12 protein-coding genes and 1 pseudogene are annotated in these 12,267 nt (G+C 58.2%); 4 read left to right on the top strand and 9 right to left on the bottom strand.

Features of this window, described 5'->3' with window-relative positions; translation table 11 throughout:
• Nucleotides 1-27 precede the first annotated feature (27 nt).
• From ACNQFN_RS13620 to ACNQFN_RS13630, 3 genes are read left to right on the top strand one after another with little or no spacing between them, the layout of a single operon-like run.
• On the top strand, nt 28-294 hold the full coding sequence (locus ACNQFN_RS13620; protein ID WP_217999601.1) for a type II toxin-antitoxin system Phd/YefM family antitoxin: 267 nt from the start codon (nt 28-30) through the stop codon (nt 292-294).
• Nucleotides 295-720, top strand: coding sequence for a type II toxin-antitoxin system VapC family toxin (locus tag ACNQFN_RS13625; protein WP_418646777.1), 426 nt, complete (start codon nt 295-297; stop codon nt 718-720).
• 60 nt (nt 721-780) lie between these two features.
• The gene (locus ACNQFN_RS13630; RefSeq protein WP_418646778.1) at nt 781-948 is read left to right on the top strand and encodes a hypothetical protein; all 168 of its coding nucleotides are present in this window, start codon (nt 781-783) and stop codon (nt 946-948) included.
• 52 nt (nt 949-1,000) lie between these two features.
• On the opposite strand, the gene ACNQFN_RS13635 is transcribed toward ACNQFN_RS13630, so the two are convergent.
• The 9 genes and pseudogenes from ACNQFN_RS13635 to ACNQFN_RS13675 form a co-directional block, all read right to left on the bottom strand.
• Nucleotides 1,001-1,390, bottom strand: a complete 390-nt coding sequence (locus ACNQFN_RS13635) for a type II toxin-antitoxin system VapC family toxin (protein WP_418646779.1) — start codon at nt 1,388-1,390, stop codon at nt 1,001-1,003.
• A gap of 16 nt (nt 1,391-1,406) precedes the next feature.
• Entirely contained in the window at nt 1,407-1,619 is a 213-nt protein-coding gene (locus ACNQFN_RS13640; protein WP_418646780.1) for an AbrB/MazE/SpoVT family DNA-binding domain-containing protein, read from the bottom strand.
• A gap of 294 nt (nt 1,620-1,913) precedes the next feature.
• Nucleotides 1,914-2,396 carry a hypothetical protein gene (locus ACNQFN_RS13645; protein ID WP_418646781.1) on the bottom strand — a complete coding sequence of 161 codons (483 nt, stop codon included), beginning with the start codon at nt 2,394-2,396 and terminating at the stop codon, nt 1,914-1,916.
• Between the two features lie 213 nt (nt 2,397-2,609).
• Nucleotides 2,610-2,774 (bottom strand): annotated as a pseudogene (locus tag ACNQFN_RS13650) (IS5/IS1182 family transposase); the annotation flags it as partial.
• A 182-nt stretch (nt 2,775-2,956) separates the two neighbouring features.
• Complete coding sequence (locus tag ACNQFN_RS13655) at nt 2,957-4,255, bottom strand: acetyl-CoA hydrolase/transferase family protein (RefSeq protein WP_418646782.1); 1,299 nt, start codon at nt 4,253-4,255, stop codon at nt 2,957-2,959.
• Between the two features lie 245 nt (nt 4,256-4,500).
• Nucleotides 4,501-5,481 carry a methyl-accepting chemotaxis protein gene (locus ACNQFN_RS13660; protein ID WP_418646783.1) on the bottom strand — a complete coding sequence of 327 codons (981 nt, stop codon included), beginning with the start codon at nt 5,479-5,481 and terminating at the stop codon, nt 4,501-4,503.
• Nucleotides 5,482-5,701: 220 nt separating this feature from the next.
• Nucleotides 5,702-7,723, bottom strand: coding sequence for a diguanylate cyclase domain-containing protein (locus tag ACNQFN_RS13665; protein WP_418646784.1), 2,022 nt, complete (start codon nt 7,721-7,723; stop codon nt 5,702-5,704).
• A gap of 323 nt (nt 7,724-8,046) precedes the next feature.
• A complete protein-coding gene (locus tag ACNQFN_RS13670) occupies nt 8,047-10,104 on the bottom strand; it encodes an EAL domain-containing protein (protein ID WP_418646785.1) in 2,058 nt (685 codons plus the stop codon).
• 540 nt (nt 10,105-10,644) lie between these two features.
• Nucleotides 10,645-11,655, bottom strand: a complete 1,011-nt coding sequence (locus tag ACNQFN_RS13675) for an IS30 family transposase (protein ID WP_418646786.1) — start codon at nt 11,653-11,655, stop codon at nt 10,645-10,647.
• A 116-nt stretch (nt 11,656-11,771) separates the two neighbouring features.
• On the opposite strand from ACNQFN_RS13675, the gene ACNQFN_RS13680 reads away from it, so the two are divergent.
• Entirely contained in the window at nt 11,772-12,263 is a 492-nt protein-coding gene (locus ACNQFN_RS13680; RefSeq protein ID WP_068638174.1) for a hypothetical protein, read from the top strand.
• The last annotated feature ends 4 nt before the right edge of the window (nt 12,264-12,267 follow it).

Here is a 12,267-nt window from a genome sequence, read left to right on the forward strand (position 1 = left end):
GGCGTATCGCCTCGAAGGGCAACACGCTTGTCCTCCGCCCCCCACTCCAAGGCAGCGCTCACGCCACGCCGGCAAGCCGCACTGGCCGGCGCCGAAACCGCCCATGACGGCCCGGTCATCATCACCGACCGGGGCAAGCCCGTGCATGTGCTGCTGTCTTACGACGAGTACCTGCACATCATCGGCCAGCAGGAAAGCATCGTCGATCAGCTCGGTCTGCCGCCGGGCATCGAGGACGTGGAAGTGGAATTTCCCCGCTCGCGCGAGCTGGCGCAGCCTGCGGATTTCACCTGAATGCTGCTGCTCGATACCAACGTCGTCTCGGAGTTGCGCAAGGTTCGTGTCGGCAAGGCCGACCCGCATGTCGCGGCCTGGAGCCGGACGGTGCCCGGCGCGAGCCTCTATCTTTCGGTCATCGTCGTGCAGGAACTGGAGATCGGCACCTTGCAGATCGAACGCCGCGACCCGGCCCAGGGTGCCTTGCTTCGCGCCTGGCTGGAGGAGCATGTGCCGCCCGGCTTCGCCAACCGGATTCTGCCGGTCGATACGGTCGTTGCCCGCCGCAGCACCGCGCTGCACGTACCCGACCCGCGCCCTTATCGGGACGGCCTGATCGCCGCCACCGCGCTGGTACACGGCATGACGCTGGTGACGCGCAACGTGGCCGACTTCACGCCGACGGGCGTGGCCTTGTTCAATCCCTGGGAGCCGGCGGCCTGAGGCCGGCCACGAACCGGCTGCGACTGGCTGGTTTTTGCTGTTGCCTGACAGGAGGCGCATATGCCCACGCTACCAACCTCTCCCGTGGTGCCCGACAGCGAACACTGGCTGCACAGCGCTGCGGCGGCCGCCGGCCTGCGCGAAGCATTGGCGTGGGCGCAGTCCCATCCCGCCAGCGACGAGGCTGCCGACAGCCTGCTCCAGCACCTGCGCGATAAGCAAGGCTGAGTGCGTAGTGAAAATGGGCAGTAATGGCTGCGTTTGCCATTCCTCTGCCATATCAAGCCGTCTTGGCGAACAGCGCCACGTCCGGTAGTCCTTTGAAGTGCGCATCGCAAGTAAGCAGCTCAGCGCCCTGACGCCGTGCCGTCGCGTAGACGATGGCATCGGCGGTAGCCAGCTTGTGTTCGCGGTGCAGCTCCGCCGCGAGCAGGGCGATGGTGGTGTCCAGTGGCACGACGACACACTTCTGCGTGTAGGCGATCACTTGGTCGGCCTGTTCTTCGCCGAGTTCGCGCACCAGCCACTTCGACAGTTCAAGCTGCACGATGGTCGGCACGATGCACTGCGGCTTGTCCGGAAACTGCTTGCCCAGCCTCTTGCCGAGCGCGCTGCCAGTGAGCCATTCGATCCAGGCCGAGGTATCGACCACGCGCAACGGTGCCGTCATCAGTAGCGCCGCCTTCTCAGTAACGGTCTTGGCGGTCGCGGTAGTCGTCGGTGCGTGCGCCCTTGGCGATGCCGGCCAACTGCTCCAGCTCGGGCACGGGCATCACCAGCACGCCCTTGCCTTTGGGGATGAACACGAATTCCTGCCCGGCTTCCCAGTGCTGTTCTTCGCGCACGGCCTTGGGAATGGAGATCTGGAACTTGCTGGATAAGGTGGCGGTAGCGGCCATTTTCGTACCCTAAAAACGTCGATCACGATCTGGTAAGAATATACCGCTTCGCCCCAGGAGAGCTGACTCCTTGGAAAGACCCGATTCCAGGAGCCTCTTGGGAGCCAAGCGGACGGAAGCCGGGTCAGGTTTCGGAAAGCACCGGCATAGGATGAACTCACGTAAGTTCTTGATAAACCTGCAACAACGGACTGTGGCGTAGTCCAGCGAAGTTCGGTGCTGGAGTCATGCTGAAATAAAAAAACCTGCAACCCGGACGGCCCATGGTGTCGATTTTCCGCTTCACCCGTTCCATCATCGCGCCCGCGAGTCGGGATCCGCCTGCTGAAGAATATCCTCGATCACACGAGCAGTCTGCAAGAGACGTTTTACCGCCTCCCTTGTGAACTCATAGACACTTTCATCCACGCCTTCACGAGCGGCACTCCAAAGGCCGTCATCCGTCCGACACAGCCTTCCAGACTCCCGCAACTTGTCGAGCTTTCGGCGAACAGTCTCTTTTGGCAATCCCGAAACCTGTACGATGTCGGCCAGACGCACGGCACGCCCCCCATCCGGCAAAAACCCATCAGATGCCAACAAATCAGAGGGGGGACTACCGGGCCGCATCGCGTGGGCCACACCGAGATGTGCGACGAGCCCCCATAGCATCGCGCTCTCGAGATCCATCTTGAGCAGATGAATGAGTCGCCGCATATGATCGACCAAGTGACGATTGCTCGCGAACGCAAGCATTACAAAAGCCCTGTCAAACCTCTCATCAAAATCATCCATCATTTTCTTCTCCGTGGCCTTCACCTACGACAGGCTCACTCCGCCGAGCGCCATGCAAGAATGACGGCATCCTCAACATCTGATATCATGCAGAAACTGCGATTCCGATGAAGCACTGAATGAATCACTTTCAGCGACGCTGAATCAGCCGCAAGCATGATTCGCCGCCGGATTCATCGATACGCTGGCGCCTTTCATCCGAAGCACGGTTCTGCGCAGGCCTTTCCGGGCCAGACGCGCCTTGATCGCCTCGAAGATCCTGCGTGCCAGTCCGTGTGTTTCCAGCAGACGGCGAAGCTTCAACAGCGTCGTCGCATCCGGAACCGCTTTCCGAGCCAGATCGATGGCGCGGATCGCCTTACTGTCGTAGGGCGCATCCTCTCACACCCTGAGACGCTCGAGCCGTCGCATCACATAGAGTTTCAGAATTGAGTATATTTTCTACGGCGTGCGCGGGAGTCCCGTAACGGCGGGCATCGCATCCAGTTTCGCCTCACGACGTCGACTCCAAGTCGGCCAGCGTCGAGCGCTCCAGTTCGATGCCCTCGCGGGCCTCACCGATCTCAGAGCAGCTTCATCTTCATTGCCGCCTCGCGCAGTTCGCCGCGGAAATCCGGGTGGGCGATGCCGATCAGCGCCTCGGCGCGCTGTCTGGCGGTCTTGCCGCGCAGCTCGGCGACACCGTATCCGGTGACGACGTAGTTGATGTCGTTCTTGCTGGTGGTGACGTGGGTGCCGGGCGACAGCACCGGCGCGATGCGCGACACGGTGCCGTCCTTCGCCGTCGACGGCAGCACGATGAAAGCCTTGCCGCCCTTCGAGCGGTTGGCGGCGCGGACGAAATCCACCTGGCCGCCGGTACCGGAATAGGGCACGTGGCCCAGCGATTCGGAGCCGCACTGGCCGATCAGGTCGATCTGCAAGGTGGCGTTGATGGCGCACAGCTTGTCGTTGCGCGCGGCCAGATACGGGTCGTTGGTGAAATCGACCGGATGCATCTCGATCGCCGGGTTGCGATGCAGCGCGCGGTACAGGCGCTGCGAGCCGAGTGCGAAGGTGGCGACCAGCTTGCCGGGCATGAAGGTCTTGCGGCGGTTGGTGACGGCGCCCGATTCGATCAGCGACAGGATGCCGTCGCCGATCATCTCGGTGTGGATGCCGAGGTCGCGCTTGTGCTGGAGCTGCATGACCACCGCGTCGGGGATGCCGCCGTAGCCGATCTGCAGCGTCGAGCCGTCGTCGATGAGGTCGGCGACATACTTGCCGATCGCTTCCTGCACCGGGCCGATCTGCGGCAGGCCGACTTCGAACAGCGGCTCGTCGCTTTCGACCAGGCCGGCGACCTGCGAGACGTGGATGTGGCAGTCGCCGTTGGCGAAGGGCACGTTCGGATTGACTTCCAGCAGCACGACGCGGGCGCGGCGGATCGCCGCCATGGTGTAGTCGGGCGCCAGCGACAGGCTGAAGTAGCCGTGCTCGTCCATCGGCGAAGCCATCGACACGACGACGTCGGCCGGCGTCAGGCCGCGGTCGATGAGCATCGGCAGCTCGGAGAAATAGGCCGGGACGTAGTCCACCCAGCCGGCCTGGCCGCCGGCGCGGGTGGCGCCGCCGAAGAAGTAGGCATCGTGGCAGATGTTGGCGCGCGTCTCCGGATCGAGGTAGGCGAACTTGCGCAGCGGCAGGATCTGGCTGACGGTGACGTCATGCAGCGTGTGGCGCCGCTCGGACAGCGCGTGCAGCAAGGCAGGCGGTTCGCCGACGCCGGTCGGCACGACGATGGTGTCGCCGTCGCGAATCACGCCCACGGCATCGGCCGCATTCATACGCTTGCTCTCATAAAGCGCCCTTTGACTACTCATCACCACACTCCTCAACAGCACGGATATGCTTCATAAACTCAAGAAAAAAATGACGGCTCGTCGTTGCACATGGCAACCAGGCGCCGGAACGAACTTCACCAAAAAAGACGTTCTGTATCGCTGCAGACCGGATCAAGGGCATTCTGATCACCCCGAGGCGGATTCATGCGCCATGCGATGAAAAAGACCTCGAAGAATCCTGCGCCCAACTCCACGACTTGCTGGCGTTCTCGTAGCCAGGCGCCTCACTTCGCCACTGGGCACGAGCGGGCCGCATTCTCACCGACCGACTCGGCGAGACACTGCAGGGTTCTCAGAACCTCAATACTCGCCTCCTCCATCTCTGCGACTGCAGCAACGGCCCCTTCCGGATCGCCTTCCACGATTCGAGCCAGTGCAGTTGCGCCACTCTGATGCACCTTTGCATGGGGTTGCTCCAGATGACGGTAGGCCGGCAACTGCTCGAACCGTCGCCCTTCCGCGCGATACCAACGTCCAAGACGGCAATCATTGTGGGTGGCCAGCGATTCGGCTCTCGCCTCAGGGACGCCCGCGATTGCCTGATACACGTCAAGCTTGAAAACCAAATGATCCAGTTTTGCCAACTCGACAAAGCTCTGCAATGCGGCTTGGCGCATCACGTCGGCAAGTTCGCGCGTCAGTCCACATAGTTCATCCATGTTGAAACGTGCATCGGCCCCTTCGCTCGAAACGGATGCGGCCGAATGCGAAAGATCGCCGATCACGAGTGCGACATGCTTCGTTTCCTCTTGAATAACGCCCACAATCTCTGAAATATCATTCGTTGCCCCTGCGGTTCGCTCGGCGAGCTTGCGCACCTCATCCGCAACCACCGCAAAACCCCTTCCTTGGTCGCCCGCCCGCGCAGCTTCAATCGCTGCGTTTAACGCCAGGAGGTTCGTCTGATCGGCGATCTCCCGGATAAGGCGAACGATTCCGCCGATCTGGGCAGCACGCGTTGCAAGCTTATTCACCGATTCCACTGTTCGGCCCGACTCGTTCGCCAAGCACTGAAGATGATCCGTGACTCGGACGATTGCCTTACTGCTCTCATCGGCTGCATGCGTCGAGCGAACTGCGACTGACTCCTCGTCAGACAGCTTGCCGGCAAGAACGGAGAATGATTGCTGCACCGAACTCAAGGTCTCGGAGTAAACACGCAAGTTCCCGAAAAGCGCATTACCAAGATCGTTCTGCCGGCCCATCGCCGAGCACTCCGACAGACTTCGAGCAAGCTCCTGCTCCAAGTGTGAAACCTGGTCGCGCTCCACCGCAAGAGCGCGCTCCAGATTGCATTGGACGTCTGCGTACGACTCGCTCGCCCGCCTCTTCGGTCACCATGCCATATCCACCACTCCCTTCTTTCCTCAGATCCATGAAGCGCGCTGAATCCACTCGTAAGTAGCCCACCGCGCCTGCCCACGATCATGCTCTTCCAAACCTCGCCTCACCTGCGAGCTCTCGCCAGAAAACGCTACAGTTCTTCCCCCGCTCCTTGGCCGCGTACATGGCCTCATCCGCCCTGCACAGCAATTCCGTTGCCGAGTCGGCATCGTCAGGGAAAAGCGCAATCCCAATACTGCAACTCACCTGAACGACATTCCCGCCGTCCAGCGATATGGGGGCAGTGATTCTTCGGATTATTCGTTCACAGAGCCCGATATCTCCAGTGCCGCCGGCGGCGATGTCATGAGCCACGATTGCAAACTCATCGCCCCCCAAGCGCGCGACGACATCACCTTCACGAAGCATCTGCGAAAGCCGTTTCCCGACCTCACGCAGAACCGCGTCTCCCGCAGCATGCCCATACGTATCGTTGACCGGTTTGAACTCATCGAGATCGAGCAAAAGCACCATTCCTCCTGCCAGATGGGCGCTTGCCTCCTTTGACGCAAGCGATCGTGCCAACCAGTCGTAGAGATAGCGCCTGTTCGGCAGATTGGTCAGTTCGTCCCGCAACGCCTGTCGTTCGAGGAGATCCAGCGCCTTGTGATGATCAATCGCAAGAACTGCCAGCTCCACACCCATGCTCGCGATCTGGATTTCATCCGGCGACGGCATCCCCGGCGCCAACTTGTAGATCGCAAATGCACCCAATACCCAGCCATCCTCCCTGATCGCCGGTAACGACCAACAGGCTCGCAAGCCACAAGGCAACGCGAGCTCACGGAATGGCGCCCAGTTCGGATGCGTAGCAATGTCGTCGACGAAAACCGGAGATCCCATTGACATCGCAGCGCCGCACGATCCGACGTCCGGCCCTATCCTCAGCCCGATAAGAGCGGCGTTGTAATGAGCCGGAAGGCTCGGTGCAACAGACCGCACGACCGTCCGTCCATCACGGTCCAGTATCAGTACGGAGCATCGCGACCCCGGCGTTTGCCCCTCAACGAAGTGGCACAGATCCTCGAGCGCGGCGTCCAGTCCTTCGCGCCTGGCGACCTGGCGGAGAACTCCGATTTGCCCCGCAAGCCGCTCGTTCTCCATCTCGGCTGCCAGCCGATATCGCCTGAGCATCTCCGCGAGAACACTCAATCTGCAATGCAGAAAATCGAACTCCGATGGGCATTCAGGCTTCACGGCTGCACTCCCTTCGAGTTCGGGAAACATCTCATCGACCGTGCCCAGAAGTTTTCTGAGTTCACGCGTGAAGTACGAGCTCACAAGAAACCATATTCCCAGTGACAAGAGCACAGCCACCGCCAGCGCTCCCACCGCAATCAAGCCGAGCTGTCGAATAGGCCGATCGGCGAAAGATGACAGCGGGGGGAAAAAGGCATGCAACACCGCCGCATCGTGGCGAAAACTCTCATATTGTCCGCCAAGAATCAGCGATCGTGCAGCCGTCGTTTCCACGGTGATGCGTTCCCAATCATTCTGGATCTGCGCCGGATCAATATCCAGTTGCCCGAATGTGTCGGATTTTTCGATCACCCGGCCAACTCGATCCAGCAGAACCCAGGCGCCAACCGAACGATTGAGGACTTCCGCGACCGCTCCTCTCATTGATTGCGCGTCCAATACCGCAAATCCGGCCCGCAGCCGTTCATTCAGATCGTTTCCCATCGAGCGCACCACGATGACCATTCCCGCCCTGTCTGGAACATCACGGACAACCGTCGCCTGGTCTTGCGTGATCTCTGCGATCACCTCCGCTGCTGCAGGACTGGGCTCATCCCCGGCGATCACTCGCAGCCTGCCATCTGCTTCCATCACTCCCAAAGTCAGATAGCGGGCATCCGTGATAAGCAGGTTTTCATCAGGATCTCCAGCGGCTCGAAAATCAGCGTTTTGCGCATAGCGCTCACCCACCTTATCGAGAAACGAGATCACTCGTACGACAATCTTCTCTTCCTGTGCGGCAATCGCATCCCTTAAACGCACAAGCCGATGCTCTCTTATTTCGTTTCGCAGCATTTCCTGCTGTGCCCAGATGATGGTCGTCACAGCCCCCCCGGGGATTACGATACAGCCGACGAGCACCAGGAGTAGCTTTGCCCTCAGTGTTCTAAATCTAGATTCTATCGCCAAAGCCACAACCCAATTCCGTACAATATTGCACTTTCAAGGAAACCCCATACTCCAGCAGTTCGTTCGAACGCACCTTCGGATTATCGTTCAAGCGGCTGGATCCTGGCCAAGAAAGATACGTTGAATGTGACTTTTGACTCAACCTCCCAGCCCGGAAAAATACACCCGACCAATTTTCCTCTCGCTTTCATCGATCGTCGACACCGTTATCGTCTGGTGATCTCCCCCCCTCGCCATACCTAAAGCCGCTTCAATACGTCCGCCGATGACACCCAATCCTTCAGAGAATCGAGATCCATCGGTTTTGCAAAGTAATAGCCTTGCCCCTGATCACATCCCATCTGATGCAGCATGTCACTGACCGCCTTCGTCTCGACCCCCTCTGCAATCGTTGAAAGTCCGAAACTGCGTGCCAGCCGGATGATTCCATCAACCAGCGTCCTGTCATTGACATCAGAATCGATGTTCGTGACGAATGATTTATCGAGCTTCAAAGCTCTTACCGGAAGCTTCTTAAGATAAGACAGGCTTGAGAAGCCTGTGCCGAAATCGTCAATCGACAAGGACACCCCCAGCTCGGCAAGATCATTCAAAGTCCTGAGGATTTCATCGGTTCCTTCAATCAGGGTCGATTCAGTCAACTCCAGTTCAAGACGATCACACGGAAATCCCGTTTCATCGAGCACTTCACGAACGAAGTCCACGAATCCAGGCATTCGAAACTGGATGGGCGAGAGATTCACGGACAGTCTTTCCAGGCCACACCCCCCTGCTCTCCACCCGACAAAATCCGAACATGCACGCCGGAGTACCCACGCCCCCAGCTCCACTATGCAGCCGGTTTCTTCGGCAATGGGGACGAACCTTGCAGGCGAGACGCTTCCAAGCGTTGGACTGTGCCAGCGCAGAAGGGCCTCCACGCCAACAAATGCACCGGACGACAGGCCGATTTTCGGCTGATAGTGAATGTTGAGCTCGCCGCGTACGATGGCGCTCCTCAGCTCTTCACTCAGGACGCACCGCTCCGAGTGCAATGCATGCAGATCAATATCGAAAAAGGCATATCTGCTCCGGCCGTGTCTTTTCGCTTCAAATAGAGCAAAATCAACCTGCATCAGAAGAAGCTCGAGCTCTTCATTATGACGAGATGAGACCGTCACACCAGCTGACATCGTCACGCGTGTCTGTCGAATCCCAAGATCAATGGGTTCGCTGACCGCCTCCAGGATTGCGCGAACGACGGCCTCTGCCGTACCACCGAGGTTTTCCTCGGTCAAGCACACGAGAAACTCATCTCCGCCAGCCCTTCCAAGCAACTGATCATCGCCGATGACCTGGCGAATTCTGCGACCGACTTCCCGGATGACTGCGTCGCCAGCGGAATGCCCCAACGCGTCATTCACTGCTTTAAAGTTGTCGACATCCAGGTACATGAGAACGTGACGCAGCGACCGGTCCTGACGTCCACTCGTGAGGCTGCAGTAATCTTTCTTGAAGCCTTCCCTATTGGGCAGGCCAGTGACCGTGTCGTTGTAGGCCAGATACTCGATACGCTGCCTTGCCACCCTCTCTCCGGTAATGTCTCTGACGAACCCGTAATAGAGACGCTCCGAAAACTCGCCAACCTCATCTTCTGTTGCCACCCCACAGATGCTCACTTCGATATCGCGCAGATGGCCGTCTTTTCTAGAAAGGCGGCTTTCGAAACGAACAGCGTTGCCGCCGCCCGACCTAAGCCTGTCCACAACGGACAGGCCATCGAGCGGAACATCTATGTCTCGCACAGACTTTCTCAACAGTTCGTCGCGTGAATACCCGGTCAGATCCTGCGCGGCCTGGTTAACCTCGATGAATTGCCCACTCTCTGCAAGCAGAAAGAATGCATCCATTGATCCGCCGATTACGACCTCGAACCTCTTCTCTGCGAGGTAGCGGCCCGTTATGTCGTGCGCAATCCCTCCCATTCCCGCGACCGCGCCGCTTATTTCCTTGATCGGAAAATAATTCACCTCATAGACATATCTGACACCGCAGGCGCTCTCGACGACTTCGACCAGTTTCCGAGGTTCTTGGGTGAGGACGATTTCAAGATTGCGCGAATGAAGCGTTTCTCCACCCATGTTCTTGAAGACGTCACTGGCGTCATGCCCGATTATCTTCTCTTCCGGAAGGCCGACCAGACGCTTGAACGCATCGTTGACGAATTTGTATCGTCCATTTATGTCTGTGACATAGATCACGGAGAACGAGCTATCAATGACAGTTTGATACAGACGAACGCTCTGCATCAGCGCCATGTGACAACTCGATTGCCCTCCCATGTCTGATTGGCCCACTATATTTTTTTGACTACCGTCAGTCATCAATTGGAACGCTCGTGAGTAAAGGAAAGGAGGCCAACCAGCTCCGCACCTAGCCAGAAGTAGAGTCTCCTGGATTCAGTCGAAAAATCTATCGATCAAGAAATTCGCTTAATCATTAAAGGCCAACTCCATTTTTACATCATTCTCAATTTTTCAATATACGCCGTGGCCCGATATGAGCCTCAAGCGCCCGTATTAGTGCAAAATGGCTCAAATTGAGCCTCAATAATCGAGAGTTGAATGGGACTTTGAGAAAAGTCAAAGGTTGCCGAAATGAATACAACGATCCTACTAATGTCGGATCGCGGTGATGGGCGAACTCACCGGATCTCCATCTGACCTTCTCTTACTGGTGCTGCGACGCTGAGGGGTTGCACTCTCCTCGACCAATCAATCTCGATTGCATGGCCCGTAGCCAGGGGGCGGTCCGTTTGCTCCTCTGGGCGTCGGCCTTCCTGGAATACGTAGGCGGTTTCAAGTTTGAGGTGCAACACTTGATTTCATGCTGATGACTTCCCGCGCAAATACTTCAGCTGGGGTTTCGAACTGGAGACACTTGCGCGGCCTGTCGTTGATCTGCCTTGCAATTGCATTGAGATAGCCTTGCGAGATCGGAGCCAAATCCAGCCCCTTGGGCAGGTATTCACGAATCAGTCCGTTGGTGTTTTCGTTGGTGGGCCTCTGCCACGGACTGTGCGGATCGGCGAAATAGACGTCGATCTTCAAACGGCGAGCCAACTCTTCGTGCTTGGCCATCTCCTTGCCTTGATCGTAGGTCAGCGTTTTGCGCACGCATGCTGGAACGTGGCGAAACCTGGCAGTGAAGGCTTCCAGCACGGATTGAGCAGAACAATCAGGCAATCTAGTCATGATCAGGTAACGGCTCTTGCGTTCGACCAATGTGCCAACCGCGCTGCGATTACCCGCGCCCTTGATCAGATCGCCTTCCCAGTGCCCAGGAATGAGTCGAGCCGCCACTTCAATCGGCCTCAGGTGGATCGAAGTCATGTTCGGCAACTGACCGCGCCGATCCTGACCACGAGCACGGGGCATGCGCGTCTTGTGAGCAAAGCGCAATTGGGCAATGAGCTCTTTGCGCAGTTCGCCTCGGGGCAAGGCGTAGATCGCGCAGTAAATCGTCTCGTGGGAAACATGAAAGCCAGGGTCGTCTGGATGCATACGCCGCAGTCTGCCTGCAATTTGCTCAGGCGACCAACCTTGCGCCATCAGTGCTCGTACCCGAGCAAACAACTTCGAATCAGTCTGGAGCTTGATCGAGCCGCGGCGCCGGCGAGCCTGCGATTGATGTCGCGCTCGAAGCGCATCGTAGCTCTTGCCAACCGTGTTGCGAGCCAGTTCGCGCGTCACCGTCGAAGCAGGGCGATTGAGCAGTCGGGCAATTGCCCGACTGCTCAATCCTTCATTACGACACCGATGGATTACGTTACGCTCTTCCATGCTCAGATGCTTGTAGATTCTTACCATGCGCACACCCTATCAAAATAAGGGTGTTGCACTTCAGTCTAGAGCCCGCCGTATGTAATGTGGACATTTCCCGCGGCTACGGCCGGTGCGGAGTGGCAATCTTTTAGGCTCTGACTATGGATGAATTCGAAGCCCGGTTTCGGCGATCCTTCGGCGTGGTGGCATTCACCTGCAATCGCTACATCGTTGATCACATGCGACGGCTCAATAACAGCAGGATCGGACTCGAACTTGAGACTGCGCTTATCTGGGGCATCATTGCGCACCTCAGCATTGCTCGATCGATACGCCCGGGCTTTCCTTCCGACGACGTGATCAACGAAAAAGGGATGTTTGTTGGTGAGTTGCATCCCGTGCGTGTCGCGGACATCGTCCAGATCTCCGGAGTACCCAAGGAGACCGTTCGACGAAAACTCGAGAAGCTGAGAACGCTTGGAAAGGTGGAGAGAACCGGGCTGGGCAGGTGGGTCGTCTCACGAAACGCCGTGGACCAGGAAACCTTCGATCTGACTCGGGAAGCCGTCAAAAGTCTTCTGGCAACGGCGAGGCAAATCGAGTCATTGCTCGCGCATGTGAAGCTGCCTCCCCACGACGAATCTGGGTCGTGAGTGC

It is taken from the genome of Thauera butanivorans, from assembly GCF_048398245.1.
GTDB classification, from domain to species: domain Bacteria; phylum Pseudomonadota; class Gammaproteobacteria; order Burkholderiales; family Rhodocyclaceae; genus Thauera; species Thauera butanivorans.

Excerpts from the sequence above, each read along its gene's own strand:
- ACNQFN_RS13625 (WP_418646777.1), top strand. The coding sequence starts at position 295 with ATGCTGCTGCTCGATACCAACGTCGTCTCGGAGTTGCGCAAGGTTCGT.
- ACNQFN_RS13680 (WP_068638174.1), top strand. The coding sequence starts at position 11,772 with ATGGATGAATTCGAAGCCCGGTTTCGGCGATCCTTCGGCGTGGTGGCA.
- ACNQFN_RS13655 (WP_418646782.1), bottom strand. The coding sequence starts at position 4,255 with ATGAGTAGTCAAAGGGCGCTTTATGAGAGCAAGCGTATGAATGCGGCC.
- ACNQFN_RS13630 (WP_418646778.1), top strand. The coding sequence starts at position 781 with ATGCCCACGCTACCAACCTCTCCCGTGGTGCCCGACAGCGAACACTGG.
- ACNQFN_RS13635 (WP_418646779.1), bottom strand. The coding sequence starts at position 1,390 with ATGACGGCACCGTTGCGCGTGGTCGATACCTCGGCCTGGATCGAATGG.
- ACNQFN_RS13660 (WP_418646783.1), bottom strand. The coding sequence starts at position 5,481 with ATGGGCCGGCAGAACGATCTTGGTAATGCGCTTTTCGGGAACTTGCGT.
- ACNQFN_RS13670 (WP_418646785.1), bottom strand. The coding sequence starts at position 10,104 with ATGGCGCTGATGCAGAGCGTTCGTCTGTATCAAACTGTCATTGATAGC.
- ACNQFN_RS13675 (WP_418646786.1), bottom strand. The coding sequence starts at position 11,655 with ATGGTAAGAATCTACAAGCATCTGAGCATGGAAGAGCGTAACGTAATC.
- ACNQFN_RS13645 (WP_418646781.1), bottom strand. The coding sequence starts at position 2,396 with ATGATGGATGATTTTGATGAGAGGTTTGACAGGGCTTTTGTAATGCTT.
- ACNQFN_RS13640 (WP_418646780.1), bottom strand. The coding sequence starts at position 1,619 with ATGGCCGCTACCGCCACCTTATCCAGCAAGTTCCAGATCTCCATTCCC.